We start from the raw sequence: 19,998 nt of genomic DNA on the forward strand, positions 1-19,998 counted from the left end.
GCAATTAGGTTACTAAGCTTTGTAAATGTGCTGGTTGCGGTATTTGTCTAACAATCGCTTTGCCAATTTCTAGAGAAGATGTAGCTGCGGGAGAGGGTGCATTGCAAACATGAATGGAGTTATCTCCTTGGATGATTAAAAAATCGTCTACCAAGGAGCCATTATTCATTAGTGCTTGAGCGCGAACTCCTGCATGAGTTGGGACTAAATCTTCTGCTTGAACTTCGGGAATGAGTTTTTGTAAACTTCTGACAAAGGCGGCTTTACTAAAGGAACGAATAATTTCTTGAATGCCTTCGTCAGCGTGTTTGGCGGCTAGTTTCCAGAATCCGGGATAGGTGATCACTTCAGCAAAATCTCGCAGGTCAAAATCGGTTTTTTTGTAACCTTCGCGTTTGAGACTGAGAACTGCATTTGGCCCTGCGTGAACGCTATTGTCAATCATGCGGGTGAAGTGAACACCCAAAAAGGGAAAGTCCGGGTTAGGAACTGGGTAAATTAAGGTTTTGACGAGATAGCGTTTTGCGGGTGTGAGTTCGTAGTATTCGCCCCGGAAGGGAACGATCTTAGCTTCAGGATTAGCTTTACCTAATTTTGCAATGCGATCGCTATGCAATCCGGCACAATTGATCACAAATTTAGTTTCAAAGTTACCCTTGTTGGTCTCAACTACTTGGTTTTTACCTTTTTGGATGATTTGGATAACTTTGGTATTGAGGCGTAAATCTCCCCCTTGTTGTTGAATAATTTCAGCGTATTTTAAACAAACTTGTTTGTAATTAACAATGCCTGTAGATAATACGCGAATTCCACCTACACAACTAACATGAGGCTCAATTTCTTTAACTTCTTCAGGACTAATTCTTCGCACTGCTATACCGTTATCTAGACCTCGTTTGTAGAGGTTCTCTAAACGTGGTAGTTCTTGTGCTTCTGTGGCCACAATCACTTTACCGCAAATGTCATGCTCAATATCATGTTTTTGGCAGAATTCAACCATTGAACGACTGCCGTCACGGCAAAATTGAGCTTTGAAACTGCCTGGTTTGTAGTAAATTCCCGAATGAATTACGCCGCTATTATTACCTGTTTGGTGAAATGCCCATTGACTTTCTTTTTCTAATACTAAAATCTTGGCATGGGGATAGCGATCGCCTAAAGCCATCGCTGTAGAAAGTCCAACTATTCCCCCACCAATTATCGCAAAATCATACATTAGTAATTTTTCCCTCATCCAAAAGACAACATCCAACATCCAAAATTTGTATTACCATACTTTCCAAGGTGCTTGATCATTTTGCCATAGCCCTTCTAAGTATTGTTTGTCTCTTAAAGTATCCATTGGTTGCCAAAACCCATTATGTCTAAAAGCTGAAAGTTGTTCCATATCAGCTAATTTTTCCAATGGCTCTTTTTCCCAAACGGTAGATTCATCAGTAATGAAGTTAATTACTTCAGGTTCAAGCACAAAATAACCGCCATTAATCCATGCACCGTCACCTTCTGGTTTTTCTCTAAAACTAGTAATTCTAGTTTGCTCTTGTCCTAGAGAGATTGCACCAAATCTTCCCGCTGGTTGGACTGCACTTAATGTTGCCAAGGTTTTTTGTTCTTTATGAAATTTGATGAGTTCGGTGATATTTACATCACTAACTCCATCTCCATAAGTAAAACAGAAAGTGTCATTACCAATATGTTCTCTGACTTTTTTTAAACGCCCGCCGGTCATGGTATTATCACCTGTATTAACTAAGGTAACTCGCCAAGGTTCAGCATATCCAGAATGTATACTCATCTGGTTAAACCGCATATCAAAAGTTACATCTGACATATGCAAAAAGTAGTTAGCAAAATACTCCTTGATGATGTAACCTTTATACCCGCAACAGATAATAAATTCATTAATACCATGAGCCGAGTATATTTTCATGATATGCCAGAGAATCGGCTTACCTCCAATCTCAACCATCGGCTTCGGCCTGATACTGGTTTCTTCACTGAGGCGTGTACCCAGTCCGCCAGCCAAAATCACTGCTTTCATGCAATCACCTTAAAGATTTATTTGTCGTTAGGTTATTATTTGAGTTTTGAGGGATGAGGAGGATGCACGACAAATAGAGAAACGATCTAGATAAAAAATCAACTTCTATACAGTTCTCTCTATGACTAATCTAGAAATAATTTAACTGGAAACTGCTGAAAAATTATAAAGAATCAGTAAATTTAAGATATTTTATATGTAAAAAAATTATGAATATCAGTAGTTGTATCTCAGATTTATACATTAACTAAAAATTAATAGATGTGATGTAAATGCTCTCTAATATTAACTACCTTGAGAGGGATATTTTGTAAGTATTTAAGGTTTGTTGTAAAAATTTCTTTGTGATACCTTAGTGTGGAGTTAGCCATGAAGTTAGACGTTCCAGCGGAACGTCTCTACGCAAGTCAGTAAAAGGAGTTAGAAATAAGTCAGAATAGTCTCGAATCTGAAAAAGTGTTTGCTTGTTATCGGCCACCTATCACCTGCTATATCACGGTTGAATTTGGTTAAAACTTGTAGAATTTTGGAATAAAGTATCACACTTTTTGGAGACAATAACACAAATATTACTGAGAGCTTGCTGGTAGTTATCCATATCCTCATCTTCGAGGTAAATTTGAGCAGATTTTTCTAAATCTTCAATGGCTTGAGCATGGTTTTGTTGGACTGTATTTTCACCGTATTGTGCTAGTTCATAATAAACCATACCCCGTTTGAGATAAACTTTAGCCATGCGTGGATTGATATTTATTGCTTGGGTAAAATCTACAATTGCTTGTTGATATTCTTTAGCATAATTACTGCTATATTGGGCAAATTGATAACGGGCGAGACCACGCTGAAAATAAGCTTCTGCTTTGGAGGTATTGAGTGCAATGGCTTCAGTAAAATCTGCAATAGATTTTTGGTATTCTTGTTGATAATTACTGCTATATTTAGCTATTTGAGAACGCACAATACCCCGTCTAATATAAGCTTCAGTATCACGCAAATTGATGTTAATAGCAGTATTGAAATTGTTGATGGCTTTTTGATATTCTTGTTCAGGATCACTACTATAATCAGCCAGCATATAATAAGCGTTACCCCTATTGACTAATGCTTTCACTTCCTGGGGATTAATTTTTAGCGCCTGGTTATAGTCTGCTAATGCTCCTTCGTAATCGTTCAAATTATAGCGGGCATTACCTCTATTGATATACAATTTAGAAAAAGTAGAGTTTTTTTTAATTCCTTGGGTAAAATTTTCGATGGCTTGTTCATAGTCTCGCTTTTGATAAGCTTCGTTACCCCGGTTATAGTAATCAATAAAAGTGAGATTATCAGTCTGAACACTATTATTCTCTAAGCGAGACATTAAGGATTGTTGGGTATAAGGATTTTGGGAAACAAAAGGACGGGTAAATTTAATCATTATGTCCAAATATCCCAATAACCCAAAACCTAATAAGCAAAAAACTATACTATAAAACTTTGATCTGTTTGATTTTTTGGCTGGTTGATAAGCTGAAAAATTGGGAGTAAATATTGGTTGCCAATGATGTAGAGGAGATGGAGAAATAGCTGGCTTGCGTATCCCAGGGGTTGGGAGATGGCGCTTTTTGGATTTGCGGCGTGGTTTGAGATGTTCTCCGGAAGCGATCGCCTCTAGTGATGGAAAAGGATCACGTCCACCTAATTGGGAAGCACGCTCACACCAAGGACATTGATTCAGGTGATTATGGTAGAGATGTTGGGGATTGACAGCACAAGTGACCAGACTCTCTTCCGCCTCTGCGATCGCAGATAACCAAGTTTGAGCATTAGGACGCGATCGAGGACTGTTGTGACCATCTTCAAAACAACGCACAAACAGTTCCTGTAAACGGGGATGAAGCATCTGCCAAGCAGGTGCAATAGGAGTAGGTAAATAGGGTACTTTTTGCTTTTGACTGTAAGTAAAATGACCAGCAACTATTCTGGCTTCATAAGCCGGTGGATCAAATAAACCTTGAAAAATTCCCGAAAATGGGTGCGTACCTTCCATTAATAATTGAAATATCAGCACTGCTAACCCAAATAAATCATGATGACTTTCCCGATCATAGTCAGCAAAAGTTTTATTCTGTAGTTCTGGAGGTGTATACTCTGGTTTACCTACGGAACAACGATAGACAATATCTTTCTCTGGATCACGTACTTGAAATGAATCTGTATCTACTAAGGTTATTAAGGCGGTGTTACTCACTAGAATATTTGATTCATTTACGTCCCCAATGCAGTATTGGCTGGCGTGCAGAGCTGCAAAAGCGGCCGATAGATTGCGAGCAGTACGCAATAAATATTGATAATTAAATAATGGGAAATTTTGACGACGGTTTCCCGGATTGTAAAAATCCATAATCGGCCGCATCCCCCGAATGCGCGGCATCAAAAAGCCAATGATACTACCACTACCATCCACAGCTTGCAATAATTCCTGTGGCCAAGCGATGGAAATATGCCCCAAATTAGCTGTAGGGTTTTCAGGGGGATTAGCTATCATGGCCTGAAGTTTTTGAGCATAGGTATCAATTGGCTTGTGATAAATTTTTGCCACTAAATTTTCATCTGATGGCACTGTATAGACACAAGCTTCACCGCCACGCCCCAAACTAACAGTGAGATTGAGAGTTTCTTGCTTGGGAAGACAACGTAGTACCTGCATGGTGGAATATTTGCTTAAGAGTGGTGATTAAAATTAGTCAATCGTGAAGGGAAAAGGGGGCAGGAGGTAATGTTTGGTAGTTATTCCATTTGTAACGAGGGGGTTAAATACTTGTGACTGCCTTGTTTTTACTTTCATGATTTGCTTAATGCTGCTATAACCAAGGTCAAATCATCATCTGTCCTTTGGGTAATGCGCTCCGAACATAAAAACTTTACCAATTGTTCTTTGGCTATGGTCTTATCCTGGGCATTGGCGACAAAATCGAATAACGGAAAAAAGAATGGTTTGTGAGGTTCACCCACTAGCATATTCAAAGCCAGCATTTGTAGTCCATCGGTAAGAACACTAATATTGACTATTTCTTGCCGTAATATTCTGAATTGTGCTGTATTTAAGGCATCAGGCGAAGTCAAAAATGTGGTTTCATTGATATATTCACCGCTATCGGGAATAGTCAGTGCTATGAGGTTGCCTGTGCTATCCTTGGCTACGGCTAAACCATCTCCAATTTGGGCTACTGCGACAATTTGTGGTGTGGCGATCGCAATAATTAAGGTAGTAGCTAAATCGTGGGGCTGATGCTGACACAAATCCGCCTCCTCTTCTACTGCTTTTTTGGCCGCTAACATAGCATCAGTTAGCAAATCACGCAAAAAAGCATCCTCCGCAAAGGTTTGATGGCTAATGTCACTGTGTGAGATATATTCTGTGGCTGTCTCTACAGCAATCATCGCTCCCACTTTTCCCAATGTTGCAGAACCTGCCCCATCTGCTGCTGCTATCACTAATACATTATTTGCTAATATTTGCCAATGGTGAGCATCCTGACATAATTGCTGGTTTCTGATGTGGCTAGTACCACATACAGACGCGGCTACTATCCGCCATTTAGGAATCTGTTTTGGTGTGTTCATAAATTAGTAGGAGAAATGCAAAAGGCTTGAGGCAACAGGATTTTTGGCGAATGATTTAAGATTGCTATAGCAATTGTGATATAACTGGGGCATACAATAGCCTTAAGCTTGGGCGTAAACCCTCGTAGGAAGACAGCGCAGCTATCAGCAAACTCAGACATAGAAAGACTTTCACTACTGTCACCTGTCACCCGTCACCTGCTATAACTGATAACTGCTAAACAGATCCCCAACCAATTGGTGGTAGTGCTACTTGCTCATCTACTTTGGAGTGTGAAACGGCTGACATACTGGCTGAAAGCCAAACAAACATTTCAATAAAGTTTAATCCTTGCAGTTTGAGAGGAGTACGCACAGCTATTTGATTTAAACGGGTCATATTCGCATTTTCTACTCCTACTGTAAAAAAGGCCACTCGTTTATTCGCTTCATCTCCTTGTAGCCGCTGTACAGCTTGCTCAATCACATTATCTAACTCACCCTGTGGCTCACCATCTGTAATCATAAATACCCAAGGACGGTAATAAGCAATCCCATTGGCTCGATACTGGGATTTACGTTCTTGAATTATTTCTAAAGATTTATGAATTCCTGCCCCCATTGTTGTTAGCCCTTGGGCTGTTAGAATAGGTGGGTTGAATTGGTCTGCGGTGACAAAATCTTGCACCACATTAACATGACTATCAAATGTGATAATGGCTACTTCTACCCTTCTCGCTGCCAAGGAATTTTTTACCAGTTCATCCTTAAAAGTAAGCAGACCCTGGTTTAAAGCCTCGATGCGTTCTCCTTGCATTGAGCCAGATGTGTCTAGCAATAGCACACACGGACAACGTGGTTCTGGGTTTTCTGCAAATTCTACGACTTCATCTAATTTTAGTGTATCCAGCATAACCTTTTGTGTTATGTTATAGTCCAACGTTTTAATTTCCTTTTCTCAAAGTATATAGTTTCCTAGACTAGTACGACTAGAATTATGGTATTTTGCGATAAATCGCTTAAATTTCATTAATTCAATTATTCTCACCAAATTCTCTATTTCAGGAAACTTGAATCACCATATAGTTTAATTGAAGCGAATTGATTAGGAGGTATGAACATTACTTGTTGTAGTGGAGCTACCATAATTTATTTTCAACAAATTAAGAATACAATAATCAATATATACATTTACATAAAGAAAAATTTTAAAGATTTTATGTGGAAATTTTCTTGAATCAAGACCACTAAGTAATCTTAATTAATTTAGTGATTTGCTAATTGTTACTATGTAAAAATGAAAACTAGGCTTGGCATTTACATGACATAATATTTACCAATTTATGATTGGTTGATCCAAAAATATAAAAACAAAGACCATACTTAAACCCAAATTTCATCTTTCTCAAGACTATGTTAAGTTCTTAGAAAAAACTGTAAAATTATGAATAATACTGGCACATTTAGCAAACTATCTCCTGAACGTCTATTAAGGCAATTAACTAATTCTTCTGATACTACTTGTTTACAAGTTTCTTACAACTCAGTTTTGTGGTTAATATATTTAGATCAAGGCAAAATCATCTATGCCACTCATTCAGTAGAACCTTTTGATAGATTAGAACGACATATACGTCGTCTGAATCAGCAAATTTCTCCACTGACTAATGAAGTTCGTGTACAATTACGGTTGACTTTTGAACCTGATTGGCAAACTCAGTTAAGCAAACCTGAGCATGAGTTACTGGGTCAACCACCAGAATATCAAGGTATTCACTGGCTAGTAACGCAAAAACATTTACCTTCTCACCAAGCAGCATTACTCATTCAAGAGTTAGTCAAAGAAGTGATTGAATCATTTCTGTTGATTAAAGAAGGAACTTATGTATTAACAGAACCAGTACAGAGCCTTCCTAAAATTTGCAAGTTGGATACAGAAAATATTATAGACCGTTGTCAAAAGCGGTTACAAAGTTGGCAATCCTGCGCTCCGCAAATATCTTCTCCTTATCAGCGTCCATACTTGTTGATTAACAGCAGGTTTTATAACAAACAACTACCAGAATTACAGCAAAATATCACAACTTGGATGAAGGGCTTTAGCCTGCGTCATTTGGCTGTAATTATGAATCTGGATGAGGTGGAACTGGCTCGAACTTTATACCCTTATATACTTCAGGGTTCGATTATTCTCCATGAACCAGACCCTCCATTTGATAAATTGCCTAAGACTTTTGAAGATGTTTCTGGATCTTCAACATATAGCACACTAGTAATTTATGAAGAAGAATCTGATGTAGAAGCGTTAGCAGATGAGAATCCTGCTGTAGAAGACCATGTACTTGAAATTTCTGCGTTACCAACAGAGAACCATGAGCAATTAAACATAATCAATAACATAGAGCCTGAACAGAAAACCGTAAATACGGCTACTATAAGTCCTAAGAAAATCTACAAAATTATTTCTGTAGATGATAGTCCCACCATTCTTAAAGAAATCAGCCGTTGTTTAGAAGGTGAAAATGTTGCAGTAGTCACGATTAATGATCCAATCAAAGCAGTTATGTCTATTATTAGACATAAACCGGATTTGATTTTGTTGGATCTCAATATGGCAGGTATTGATGGTTATGAATTATGTAAAATAATCCGTAATAATTCAATGTTTAAGGAAATTCCCATTATTTTTGTTACCGGAAGCAAGGGAATTGTTGATAAAGTAAAAGCCAGAATGGTGGGAGCCTCTGGTTATTTAACTAAACCTTTTACTCGTACTGAGTTGCTAAAAATGATTTTTATGCATTTGGCATAGTCAACTTTTGAAATGTGAATTTATGTAAGGATTCAGGTGTTTGAAACCCAGTCACAGAGCAAGTTTCAAATTTGAATTTGCGTTATTAACATACCTTTAGTCGCAATTTCCCATCCAACTATTAAAACTGTCACCTTTCACCCAGGGCAAACGCATCTTATTTTTAGAATACTTACAGAATCAAGGTTTCAACCATTGTTTATTTTTGTGACTAAAATCTGAAACCCTTGTTGGGCATGGATTACAGAACTTAGATGCGTTTGCCCTGACCTTTCACCTGTCACCTACCTCTACAAAAAGACTTTCTCAGCAAACCCTAAGTAGGTTGATTTGATGTTTTTAAGGTTGAGTTACTTAGTAGCCTACCCAGCCATACTATAAATAATTAGCCGCACATACATATTACATCACAACAAAAAATATCTTGCTCACAATTCTTAAAATTTGTGGTCATTAATTTTTTTTAACATCGCGTACTTAATTTTTGGGGCTATTGATTGTAGGTATTATACTAAAATGGGTTGTGACTTTACTGTTTAAGTCGCCAAGATTATTGATATATAAAGACTTTTGCCCGATATCAAGTCTAGCTATTATTTGTTTTTAGCATATATATATAGAGCATAGCATAAGTTTTATTACATTTAGATGAAATGTTACAAGCGATACTTTTTAGCAACCAAGTCATCAATATGATACGACACAAACAGTCATTACTTAATTATTTCTGACAGATCAAAGGTGTATTCTCATGAGCATGGGTTCTTTTACTTCCGGATCAGTAACTGCTAACATAGGCAATTACGCAACTACTACAAGATACCTGAGTGGCGATTTCAACAATGATGGAGTAGTTGATTTAATTGAGATTTGGTGGAATGGTACTACTAATAAGTTTCAATCTACTACCTGGATTAATGATAGTACTGGTGCATTTTACTTAGGACTACCAATTACTGAGATTGGTAACTACGAAACTACCACAAGATACGTAAGTGGTGATGTTAACAATGATGGAATAGTTGATTTAATAGAGATTTGGCGTAATGGTAGTACCAATAAGTTTCAATCTGCCACGTGGATTAATGATGGTACTGGTGCATTTTACTTAGGACTACCAACTACTAATATCGGTAATTATGTAGCTACAACAAGATACCTGAGTGCCGATGTTAACAATGATGGAGCGATTGATTTAATAGAGATTTGGCGCAATGGTACTACCAACAAATTTCAATCTACTACCCGGATTAATGATGGTACTGGTGTATTCAGCTTAGTTGTACCAACTACAACTATCGGTAATTATGCAACTACCACAAGATACCTGAGTGGCGATGTTGACAATGATGGAGATATTGATTTAATAGAGATTTGGCGCAATGGTACTACCAATAAGTTTCAATCTACTGCCTGGATTAATGATGGTACTGGTGCATTCAGCGTAAGTACACCAACTTCTGAGATCGGTAATTATGCAGCTACTACACAATACTTGAGCGCCGATGTTGACAATGATGGAGATATTGATTTAATAGAGATTTGGCGCAATGGAACTACCAATAAGTTTCAATCTACTGTCTGGATTAACGATGGTGCTGGTATCTTCACTAAAAGTGTGGAAACAACAGACGTGGGTAATTATGCAACGAATACACAGTACCTGACTGCGGATGTTGATAATGATGGATCTCCTGATTTAATCCAAATTTTCCAAAATGTTGATAAATTTAGCTCTCAGGTCTGGATTAATAGCGATATCACATCTATTATATCTGGTACGAATGGCAATGATAACTTGGTTGGTACTGATAGTAACGATATCATAGATGGTCTTGCTGGTGACGATACTCTCAATGGTGGTGCAGGAACAGATACCTTAATTGGTGGTGTAGGTAATGATGTCTACATTGTAGATACCACTACAGATACCATTACCGAGGCCGCTAACGAAGGTATTGATACCGTTCAATCGAGTGTTACCTATAGTATTGCGGCCTTGGACAATATTGAAAATCTCATCCTGACAGGAACATCTCCAATCAATGGTACTGGTAATGGAGGTAATAACGTCATTACAGGTAACACGGGTAATAACAACCTCGATGGTGGTGCTGGTAACGATACCCTCAATGGTGGTGCTGGTAACGATACCCTCAATGGTGGTGCAGGAACAGATAGCTTAAATGGTGATGTAGGTAATGACACATATTTATTTACCTTAAATAGCACTGGACTAGGCAGTGACACCATTACAGATGCCTCCGGTGTAGATACTATTAGCTTTTCAGGAACTCCTGCTGGAGTAGCAAATGTTCGCCTGAATCTGGGAATTACTACGACTCAAACTGTAGGTGCTAATACACAAATCACATTGTCTTCCAATGTCAGCATTGAAAATGCAATTGGTGGTGATGGTAATGACCGCTTAATCGGCAATAGCCTCAATAACAACTTAGTAGGAGGTTTAGGTAATGACACCCTGATTGGTGGTGTAGGTAATGATACGCTCAACGGGGGTGCGGGTAATGATGCTCTCTCAGGTGGTGTGGGTGATGACTCCCTTATTGCTAGTGCAGGTGCTGACAACTTATTTGGTGGTGTTGGTGCTGATCAGTTCGTATTTACTGGAACTGCTGCTTTTACAACGGCCGCCAATGGAGTAGCGACCATTGCTGATTTCACTACAGGAACTGACAAGTTAGTTTTGAGCAAAAAAGTATTTACCGCTCTCACTAGTGCGGTGGGGACGGGATTTAGCAATGCTTCAGAATTTAATTATGTTAGTGATGATGCCCTAGCAGGAAGCAGCACTGCGAGAATAGTTTATAGCCTCAGCAGCGGTAGTCTGTTCTATAACCAAAATGGTACTAATGTCGGTTTTGGTACGGGTGGTGAGTTTGCAGTGTTAGATTTCGTGGCTGCCTCCGATTTCGTACTTGTTGTTTAGAAAACCAAGTATAAAATCACTGTTTAATTGACCACAATGCCAGCGCCTAGTCTCTAATTTTCAAGATGGGCTAAGGTGCTGGCTATTTTACGGCGATTTTCAGGTAAATGAATCACAAAACAATCTTTAAAACCCTTGTAGAGGCGTTGTATGCAATGTCTCTACTGTGGTCTAACTAGGTGAAAACTGCTGTAATATCAATAAGTTTGAACTCTAGCATATTAGCTGATAACTTTACTCTTGGGTTAATCAAGGAATACTATACTGTCTACTGTAGAGGAAGGAAAATCCAATCTCTATAGATTAAAAACTATTAAAGTAATTACCTGTGGCACAAGTTGTATTAGAGAACGTTTATAAAAGTTTTCCTCCTCGCAAGGGGGAAGGTGTGACTACACAAATGTCATCACCAGGAAAGGAAGGTGCAGATAGTATTAATGTCCTACGGCGAATTAATTTAACCATTGCGGATGGTGAATTTATGGTGTTGGTGGGACCTTCTGGTTGTGGTAAGAGTACCTTGTTGCGGTTAATAGCAGGATTAGAGGTAATGACTGGGGGTAATATCTGGGTGGGCGATCGCACAGCTGACCAAGGGCTGCGCTTGATTAATGATTTACCTCCCAAAGAACGTGATATCGCGATGGTGTTCCAAAATTACGCCCTCTATCCCCAGATGAGTGTTTATGACAACATTGCTTTTGGGTTGCGTCGTCGATTTGGAAGTAGAGAAACGGGTTCTTCTCCTCTGTTACGTCAGTGGGGAGAAAATCTACTGGTGGGAATGACGAGAAAATTACCCAAAGGACTGCGTTATCTTTCTCCAAAAGAACGAATTGTAGAACAACAAGTGTGGAATGTTGCCCAATTATTACAAATTGAAACTTTATTAAATCGCTTACCTAAACAGTTATCTGGAGGACAAAGACAACGGGTAGCATTAGGAAGAGCGATCGCTCGGAATCCTCAAGTATTTTTAATGGATGAACCATTATCTAACTTAGATGCTAAATTACGGGCTGAAACTCGCGCCCAAATCGTCAAATTGCAGCGTCAGTTGGGAACAACAACGATTTACGTCACCCATGATCAAACTGAAGCGATGACAATGGGCGATCGCATTGCGATCATGTCTGGAGGTCAAATCCAGCAAGTCGCAGCACCATTAGAACTTTACAACCACCCTGCTAACCGCTTTGTAGCCGAATTTATTGGTTCACCACCAATGAATTTTATCCCGGTAGAATTTCACGCACCTTTATTAATTACCCATTCTAACTTTCGTTTCACTCTTCCAGAAGTGTGGGGAAAACCTTTACAAAAATACGATGGAAAAACTTTAATTTTAGGGATTCGTCCAGAACATTTAACTTTGAGTGTACCTGCAACCAAAAATTTACCTATCAAAGTAGATTTGGTAGAAAATTTAGGAAATGATAGTTTTTTATCGGTCAGAATTTTTGATCCTGAATCATCAAGTGCAGAAGGTCAATCTTTGCAAGTGCGAATTACTCCCGATAGATTCATTCGTTTGGATGAACAACTTTGGTTATCATTTATTCCTGAAAAAATTCACTTTTTTGATCCAGAGACCGAGTTAGCAATCAGCTAAATTGAGACCTGTATGGAAGCAGGGGAGAGGAATTAACGGTTTTGACCCGAAAATAAAAAAGATGCAAGTTAAATGTCACACAGCTTATCTTTCCTGTTTTCGGTCAAAAATTTCAGACCTCTAAGGGGCGGGACAGATGTGAGTTGTATAAACTTTGCCACCCAGTACCTTTATAACCATATTCAAAAATGTCTGGGTGCAAGATTTCGGCTAATATTTCTACAGAATCTACTAGGCGTGGTCCGGGACGGTTAAAGTAAGCGTTACCATCGGTGATATAAACTCTACCAGCTTTAACAGCGTGTAATTTTTCCCAGTCTGGACGCTGAGTTAACAGTTTTGCTTCTTGGTGAGTTCGTTGTAAATCAAAGCCACAGGGCATAAAAATGATTACATCGGGATTACTCGTAATTAATGTGTCCCAGCTTAAACGCGCTGAAGGTTGACCGATACCGCTAAATAATGTCTGTCCACCAGCAATATTAATGAGTTCAGGAATCCAATTTGCAGCAGCCATCAAAGGATCAGTCCATTCTATACAAGCAACTGTAGGCATTTCTGTGATCGAAAGTCCTTGGATTTTGCGATTGCAAATTTTTACACGAGCTTCTAAATTTTCTAGTATTTCTACTGAGTTAATTCCAAATGTTTGACCTACTCGTTCTATATCTCCCCATACATCCCGCAGTGTACTGGGTTGTAAAGAGATTATTTGAGGTGTGGTGTGGGTCAGGTGGGCAACAGCTTTTTCTACTTCTGGTAAACTAACAGCACATACATCACACTGGTCTTGGGTGAGAATGTGGGTAGGTTGCAATTGTTCTAGAACATCAAGTTTAATTTTGTAGATACTCAGAGCAGATTGCAATATATTATTAACTTCGTTGTGAATAGAACTGCTATCAGCATTACCATTCAAACGTGCTTGCGTACAAACTGGCAGGTGAGCTATTTCTGGAGGATAGTCACATTCATGCGATCGCCCCACAATAGCATCTTGTAAACCCAGAGTAGCAACTATTTCTGTCGCACTAGGAATTAAAGAGACAATTCTTATATTTTTATCTATCATAATTTTCACCTCCTGGGAATAGGAGTTCAGGAGTTGAGAAGAGAAAATGGGGTCAATTTTTTTTACATCTGTTTCTATCTTTATTTTTGCATACTTTGAAAGATAAGGTATCTATCTTGAGGATGTTAGCATTTTTGTTTTGCGTCCAAATGCAAAGGCGTACAATTTTATAGATTTTTATAAAGTTTGAGTAAATTTTACTGGTTTTTATCTAGACACTGATACGTAGTCACATTATGATTTAACTGTAATAAACAATAGGTGTATCTATGAAGATAGTTAAAATATTGAAAGAAGCTATATTGCCTATATTGACCGTAGTTACCCTTATAGCTGCTCCCAATGCTGCACTAGCTGACTATTTACGAAGTGAAGGTTATGGTGGTGACTATCGTTATGAGTTATGGTCTTCTGATGATGGTCAAAAATACTATTTGAAGATTTGGAATAAAGATAAGGATCCGCAAAAAGACAATTATTTAACCAAGGGTAGTTTTAAATCGAGTAGTGATGCTCTCAATTATTTTGACTGCTATTACGCTCTCAAAAGCTTACCTCAGTGTCCAAAATAATTAGTTTAAAATACCCGACTTCTTGAAGAGGTTGGGTATCTATTAAAATTGATATCAGATTAAGCTAAACTATAAATATATATTAGGAATAATATGACATCTTCACTCTATCAGTGTGACTTTTTTCTTTGGACATTAGATACTGTTAATAAAGACTAGCAATCTTATTGAAAAATCCCATAAAGAGGTTGTTTGTTTAATCTTGTTATGTAGCATAATATCATTATACAACAGAAATGTCTGAAACTGCCCATCAACTAATTGAAGGTGTGCAATTAGACGATGAGTAAATTTGTTAGTAATAACTGGGAAATTTATTTTCATACTCAACTATTTGGTACTCAATGTAAACCGCTGTAAGATCCATCTTTAGTTATTGAATATTAAACGATTGATTTATTATGACTCCTTATTGTCTTGTAAAAAGCTAAGATATAAATGTATAATTTAGAGATTGTAAAGCAACTGTAAGAAGGGTGTAAAACAAATTGACTACTATTGGAACTTATCAGGTAAAAGTTTTAATTGATTCCAAAACTGAGGAAGTTGCTTTTCTTTTTCCAGCAACTATTGATGATATGCCAACAAATTGGACTTGTGACTGGTTAAATATTTGGAAGACAACAAGTTTTTACTGCGAAAATATAGTTAAGATTGTTTATAACCATCAAGTATGGGGATTAATTAAATACGGACTATATCCATATTTTTATCCTGAACCTGCGCCTCCTATATATTTAGAAATAACTAATTTAGAAGCAGATCCTACTGATCGAGGCGATGCTGCTAAGAGATTAATTGAACCTATTGGTAAATGGTTAATTTGGTATGCTATCAATGTTGCTTTTGAGTTTTGTGAACCAAAACCAGAAGCACCGCTAATTATACTAGATGCTTTAGATAAAGCTGTGCCATACTATAGAGATAAATAAGGTACAAATGGAGTATCTTGGTTTATCACGTAGCACTCCTGGAGAAGATTTATATGGCTTCAGATTTTCACGAACCGCAGCAGCAGAATTTTGTCAGCGACATGAAACAAGATGGGGAGAACCCAAGCTATATGAGTAGTGAGGAAATAATGGCAGGGTCAAAACAGATAATGACTCATGCTCAAAGACAAGCTTTTCTGAAAACATCTTATGCAGGAAAGTTATTTGGTGTTGCACATTTACTTCCCGAAGTTATAGAGGTAACAGAAGAAAGATCAGAAAATTTACCACACTTAAAACGGGTACGCGGACTATTCAAGTCTGAAGAACAAAAAGATAAACAATATAATTCTAATAATACAGAAGTTGCTAAACATGGAAGTTAGGAATTAGAGCAGTACTAATGATCCAAAAGGTTTTATTAGATGATGATATTCTTCTAGATATTTTGCTCGAACGAGAACCATTTGTAGAAGATTCATCAAAAATTTGGGAATTGATTGAGGCTAAACAAATAGAGGGTTATGTAACACTTACAACCCTCAATAAAATTTTTGATGTTGGCAGAGATAACGGAGGGTTTGAGATTGCTTGGGAGGCAATATCTGAAATTCGCTCTGTAATAGAAGTTTGCATTATTGATGATAAAATTTTAGAAATAGCTTATTCCTATCACCTTAAAGATTTTGAACAATCTATACAATTAGCTTGTGCGAAATTTTTTAAATTAGACTATATTCTTACTAGAAAACTTGAATATATTAAATCTTCACAGCAAAAATTACCAGATTCTTTGCAAGATTTTTTTCTGTAGTTAAACCAACCTCATTTTTGTTTATTTACTTTCGTAGTCATTTGAGTTATGGTTTTTGCAACTCTCTTGAATTTTATAATATTTTTTTTCAATTTTCCAGAAAACGTATAGAAATCATTACTCCAATTAATCATTCATTAAAATATATCCTAGACTCTATTTCTACTCAATCAATTGAAATACAAAATCAGCAAGAATCTGAAAACAAAATTGCTGTTGTAAAACGAGATATTGCCACTATTATACGCTATATAACAGTGGCAATTTTAGCTGAAAAGGTAACTTTAGATGATAATTATATCAATAATTGTTTTACAGAATGTAACTCTCTTAGTATATCACGTCAATCTTTAATTATTGCTCTACAACATACGAAAGAATTAACTGTTAAACTTACTACTCAACTAGCTAATCAAGATATTGATTTTTCTGATTTGAATTATAATTATGACTTGAACCATAACTTGGGCTAGATTGTGAACGATAAAACGAGCCATAGGTAACGGAAAAATAAGCCTTACGGGAAAAAGCGAAATAAAACTTTGCATCAAATAATGAGCCAGAGTTGATTTTCTGCACCATAATATGAACATGAGTTGAAAAAATCTTAGAGGACAAAACCTCAAGCAGACAAACAGCTTTTAGCAGTACAAATTTCAACTTTTGTCCAAAAATATAATTCAAAATCACCAAGATATGCTTCACTCCGCCCGTAATCAGTAATATAGACCCCGTAATCAGTAATATAGACTTGTGTAGTGAAACCCCAAAACTGCCTTTAGATATAGGGTTTTAGGGAGAGTCAAGAAAAAAAGAAGCCCAAACACACACCTATCACCTGTGGCATCAATGAACTCCTCCGAATTTGACCAATGGTGTTCCCAACAGCAACTAACGGCGCAGACACTCTTACTAATTGCCACAATCAGGTCAGCCCCACCCTCACGCCGTGTACAAGGACGCGCCAAAAACGTCAGTGGAGTTTACCCCAGCCGGAAAATGGGTCAAACCATCCAATTTGAAAGCCACACCGTAGAACTGTGGGCAATCTACCAAATGGAACACGACCCAGACGTATTGGAATACTACGACCAGCCACCCCCCTTCAAAATTCAGTACCACAACAAAACAGGGCGCAAAATAGGTCACTATCATACCCCAGACTTCTTCGTACTCAGAACTGATGGTGCAGCCTGGGAAGAATGGAAAACCGAAACTGAACTCAAACGACTAGCCGAAAAATACCCCGGACGCTACCAAAAAACTGCCGACGGTAAATGGCACAGCCCACCAGGAACAGCCCATGCTGAATCCTATGGACTCAAGTACCACATCCGCACCGATAGCGAACTGCATCCCATCTTCACCCAAAACCTCATCTTCCTAGAAGACTACCTGAGATTTAACACCAACATCCCCCACACCATCACAGAACAAATACTCACCGCAGTCCAAGCCAACCCTGGTATCACCATAACCGCCACACTTGCCTCAATACCCGGAATCAGAGCTAACGACATCTACGCCATGATAGCCACAGAGCAACTCTACGTAGACCTGTATGCAACACCCCTAGTAGAACACTGGCGAGTACAACTATATCTAGACCAACAAACCCATCAAGCCTACACACATCTAGCCATAACAACACAGCATCATCAACCAATACCCCCACCCACAGCACTCCTACCTTCCACAGTCCTGCTATGGGACTCCAAGCCCTGGACATTAGTAAATATTGGTCAAACCACCACCACACTCCTACCCGAAATCGGACAACCCATCCAACTACCAACAGCATATTTCCTGCAACTATGGGAAAGCGGCAACATTAGAATCCAGAACTCAGAAAAACAAGCATCCATCAATAATGCAGTCCAAGCACTCATGGATGCCGCCTCTCCCAGCGACCTCAACCAAGCAAATCACCGATATCATCTAGTACAAGCATATATTCAGCGCCACACAGATATCTACAAAGACATAGCTCCAAGCACCCTGAAAAGATGGGTAAAACAGTTTCGAGAAGCCGAAACCAAGTATGGTTGTGGTTACGTTGGTTTACTACCACGTACAAACCGGAGAGGAAATCGTCAAACCAAAGCACCAAACCAATCAAGCGAACTACTAGATAAATTTATTACCGAACACTTCGAGACACCAAGACAAGCACCAGCCGCTTCAGTATATAGATTATATGTCAGAGCTTGCAACGAATTAAATATACAACCCCTGAGTTCTCGTACCTTTTATCACCGCCTCAAACAGCGCCCAATCCATGAACAAACCAAAAAACGTCAGGGAGCAAAAGCCGCATACTCAACAGAACCAAAAATCTTAGAACTAACCCTAACCACACCCCGGCACGGAGACAGACCCTTTGCCATCGTCCACATTGACCACACCCAACTCGACATCGAACTACGCTCAATCGCCACAGGACGGAACTTAGGAAGACCTTGGCTGACATTACTCATTGATGCCTATTCCCGACGTATCCTCGCCCTTTATATCACCTTTGACCCACCCAGTTACAGGTCTTGCATGATGGCACTACGGTCTTGCGTCCAGCGATTTGGTCGTTTTCCCCAAGCCGTAGTTGTAGATGGAGGCAAAGAATTTCACAGCCTCTACTTTGACACCCTACTAGCACGCTACCACTGCATCAAAAAAACCAGACCTGGTGGTAAACCGCGTTTTGGTTCAGTCATTGAGCGATTATTCGGCACAACAAATACCGAGTTTGTATACAACCTCTTAGGTAACACCCAAGCCAGCAAACAGCCACGACAAATTACTAAAGCTGTTGACCCCAAACAACAAGCCGTGTGGACATTGGCAGATTTGTATACCTACCTCACCGAGTGGGCATATTCTGTGTACGACACCAGCGAGCATGATTCCCTGGGAGCAACACCATTGCAAGTGTATACCGACGGATTGCTGATAGCCGGAGAACGAGAACACCGACACATTGCCTACAACGAAGACTTCCTCATGTCCACACGCCCCAGTACACCCAAAGGAACGGCTGTAATCCAGCCCGGACAGGGAATTAAAGTCAATTATCTTTATTACTGGAATGATGCTTTCCGTAATCCATCTGTTGAAAAAACCAAAGTCCCCGTGCGCTATGACCCCTTTGATATGGGTGTAGCTTATGCCTACCTAGAAGGACGCTGGGTTAAATGTATCTCCCAGTATTACAGCACCTTTGTGGGACGCACGGAGAAAGAAGTGCTGTTAGCCGCAGAGGAAATTAGAAAAAAAGACAAGGGGAATTCTCAGAGTACGAATATCTCCGCTAAACGATTAGCGGATTTTATCGCCAGAGCGCAAGAACATGAAACGTTGCTACTGCAAAGATTACGGGATTTAGAAGCCAAAAGTGTACGGGAAAATTTAACGTCTGGTGGACATGATGTACCATCTGTTTCCCAAGTACAAGTTATACCAAAGTCAATAGCATTCCCACCCAATAGCCAAGATGTCGCCAGAGTTCATCAAGCTGAAAATGTCCAACTTTTGGATGTCACAAAACTGCCTGTCTTTGAGGAATACAGATAATGGAGAATTTTCCGAATACCGTTAACTACTGGCAAGACAGC

At 38.7% G+C, this 19,998-nt stretch carries 15 protein-coding genes; 9 read left to right on the forward strand and 6 right to left on the reverse strand.

Going from position 1 to position 19,998, the window contains the following annotated elements:
* Positions 1 to 4: 4 nt before the first annotated feature.
* From lhgO to ACLLO5_RS03040, 5 genes are all read right to left on the reverse strand, one after another.
* Complete coding sequence (lhgO, locus tag ACLLO5_RS03020; protein ID WP_413174005.1) at positions 5 to 1,216, reverse strand: L-2-hydroxyglutarate oxidase; 1,212 nt, start codon at positions 1,214 to 1,216, stop codon at positions 5 to 7.
* A gap of 51 nt (positions 1,217 to 1,267) precedes the next feature.
* A complete protein-coding gene (gene rfbF, locus ACLLO5_RS03025) occupies positions 1,268 to 2,041 on the reverse strand; it encodes a glucose-1-phosphate cytidylyltransferase (RefSeq protein WP_413174006.1) in 774 nt (257 codons plus the stop codon).
* Positions 2,042 to 2,534: 493 nt separating this feature from the next.
* Positions 2,535 to 4,730, reverse strand: a complete 2,196-nt coding sequence (locus ACLLO5_RS03030) for a tetratricopeptide repeat protein (RefSeq protein WP_413174007.1) — start codon at positions 4,728 to 4,730, stop codon at positions 2,535 to 2,537.
* Positions 4,731 to 4,864: 134 nt separating this feature from the next.
* Positions 4,865 to 5,647: a PP2C family serine/threonine-protein phosphatase gene (locus ACLLO5_RS03035; RefSeq protein WP_413174008.1), complete on the reverse strand. Its 783-nt coding sequence runs from the start codon at positions 5,645 to 5,647 to the stop codon at positions 4,865 to 4,867.
* A 217-nt stretch (positions 5,648 to 5,864) separates the two neighbouring features.
* On the reverse strand, positions 5,865 to 6,539 hold the full coding sequence (locus tag ACLLO5_RS03040) for a vWA domain-containing protein (RefSeq protein WP_413174009.1): 675 nt from the start codon (positions 6,537 to 6,539) through the stop codon (positions 5,865 to 5,867).
* Positions 6,540 to 7,070: 531 nt separating this feature from the next.
* On the opposite strand from ACLLO5_RS03040, the gene ACLLO5_RS03045 reads away from it, so the two are divergent.
* The 3 genes from ACLLO5_RS03045 (at position 7,071) to ACLLO5_RS03055 (ending at position 13,000) form a co-directional block, all read left to right on the forward strand.
* A complete protein-coding gene (locus tag ACLLO5_RS03045) occupies positions 7,071 to 8,438 on the forward strand; it encodes a response regulator (RefSeq protein ID WP_413174010.1) in 1,368 nt (455 codons plus the stop codon).
* A 751-nt stretch (positions 8,439 to 9,189) separates the two neighbouring features.
* Positions 9,190 to 11,388, forward strand: coding sequence for a calcium-binding protein (locus ACLLO5_RS03050; RefSeq protein ID WP_413174011.1), 2,199 nt, complete (start codon positions 9,190 to 9,192; stop codon positions 11,386 to 11,388).
* Positions 11,389 to 11,716: 328 nt separating this feature from the next.
* Entirely contained in the window at positions 11,717 to 13,000 is a 1,284-nt protein-coding gene (locus tag ACLLO5_RS03055; protein WP_413174012.1) for an ABC transporter ATP-binding protein, read from the forward strand.
* Positions 13,001 to 13,112: 112 nt separating this feature from the next.
* Here ACLLO5_RS03055 and ACLLO5_RS03060 read toward each other — a convergent pair whose 3' ends face one another.
* Positions 13,113 to 14,072 (reverse strand): cobalamin-binding protein, encoded by a 960-nt coding sequence (locus ACLLO5_RS03060; RefSeq protein WP_413174013.1) that lies wholly within the window; start codon positions 14,070 to 14,072, stop codon positions 13,113 to 13,115.
* Positions 14,073 to 14,341: 269 nt separating this feature from the next.
* On the opposite strand from ACLLO5_RS03060, the gene ACLLO5_RS03065 reads away from it, so the two are divergent.
* The 6 genes from ACLLO5_RS03065 to ACLLO5_RS03090 all read left to right on the forward strand — a co-directional run bounded on the left by ACLLO5_RS03065 (position 14,342) and on the right by ACLLO5_RS03090 (position 19,957).
* Positions 14,342 to 14,644: a hypothetical protein gene (locus ACLLO5_RS03065; RefSeq protein ID WP_413174014.1), complete on the forward strand. Its 303-nt coding sequence runs from the start codon at positions 14,342 to 14,344 to the stop codon at positions 14,642 to 14,644.
* Between the two features lie 488 nt (positions 14,645 to 15,132).
* Complete coding sequence (locus tag ACLLO5_RS03070) at positions 15,133 to 15,576, forward strand: hypothetical protein (RefSeq protein WP_413174015.1); 444 nt, start codon at positions 15,133 to 15,135, stop codon at positions 15,574 to 15,576.
* Positions 15,577 to 15,629: 53 nt separating this feature from the next.
* Positions 15,630 to 15,962 (forward strand): hypothetical protein, encoded by a 333-nt coding sequence (locus ACLLO5_RS03075; RefSeq protein WP_413174016.1) that lies wholly within the window; start codon positions 15,630 to 15,632, stop codon positions 15,960 to 15,962.
* Positions 15,963 to 15,979: 17 nt separating this feature from the next.
* On the forward strand, positions 15,980 to 16,390 hold the full coding sequence (locus ACLLO5_RS03080; RefSeq protein ID WP_413174017.1) for a type II toxin-antitoxin system VapC family toxin: 411 nt from the start codon (positions 15,980 to 15,982) through the stop codon (positions 16,388 to 16,390).
* Between the two features lie 41 nt (positions 16,391 to 16,431).
* Entirely contained in the window at positions 16,432 to 16,863 is a 432-nt protein-coding gene (locus ACLLO5_RS03085) for a hypothetical protein (RefSeq protein WP_413174018.1), read from the forward strand.
* Between the two features lie 376 nt (positions 16,864 to 17,239).
* A complete protein-coding gene (locus tag ACLLO5_RS03090; protein WP_413174019.1) occupies positions 17,240 to 19,957 on the forward strand; it encodes a TnsA endonuclease N-terminal domain-containing protein in 2,718 nt (905 codons plus the stop codon).
* Positions 19,958 to 19,998: the final 41 nt, after the last annotated feature.

It is taken from the genome of Anabaena azotica SJ-1, assembly GCF_047275885.1.
Classification (GTDB): domain Bacteria; phylum Cyanobacteriota; class Cyanobacteriia; order Cyanobacteriales; family Nostocaceae; genus Trichormus_B; species Trichormus_B azotica_A.

Coding starts and splice junctions, on each gene's coding strand:
- lhgO (WP_413174005.1), bottom strand. CDS start 1,216: ATGTATGATTTTGCGATAATTGGTGGGGGAATAGTTGGACTTTCTACA.
- rfbF (WP_413174006.1), bottom strand. CDS start 2,041: ATGAAAGCAGTGATTTTGGCTGGCGGACTGGGTACACGCCTCAGTGAA.
- ACLLO5_RS03030 (WP_413174007.1), bottom strand. CDS start 4,730: ATGCAGGTACTACGTTGTCTTCCCAAGCAAGAAACTCTCAATCTCACT.
- ACLLO5_RS03035 (WP_413174008.1), bottom strand. CDS start 5,647: ATGAACACACCAAAACAGATTCCTAAATGGCGGATAGTAGCCGCGTCT.
- ACLLO5_RS03040 (WP_413174009.1), bottom strand. CDS start 6,539: ATGCTGGATACACTAAAATTAGATGAAGTCGTAGAATTTGCAGAAAAC.
- ACLLO5_RS03045 (WP_413174010.1), top strand. CDS start 7,071: ATGAATAATACTGGCACATTTAGCAAACTATCTCCTGAACGTCTATTA.
- ACLLO5_RS03050 (WP_413174011.1), top strand. CDS start 9,190: ATGAGCATGGGTTCTTTTACTTCCGGATCAGTAACTGCTAACATAGGC.
- ACLLO5_RS03060 (WP_413174013.1), bottom strand. CDS start 14,072: ATGATAGATAAAAATATAAGAATTGTCTCTTTAATTCCTAGTGCGACA.
- ACLLO5_RS03065 (WP_413174014.1), top strand. CDS start 14,342: ATGAAGATAGTTAAAATATTGAAAGAAGCTATATTGCCTATATTGACC.
- ACLLO5_RS03075 (WP_413174016.1), top strand. CDS start 15,630: ATGGCTTCAGATTTTCACGAACCGCAGCAGCAGAATTTTGTCAGCGAC.
- ACLLO5_RS03080 (WP_413174017.1), top strand. CDS start 15,980: ATGATCCAAAAGGTTTTATTAGATGATGATATTCTTCTAGATATTTTG.
- ACLLO5_RS03090 (WP_413174019.1), top strand. CDS start 17,240: ATGAACTCCTCCGAATTTGACCAATGGTGTTCCCAACAGCAACTAACG.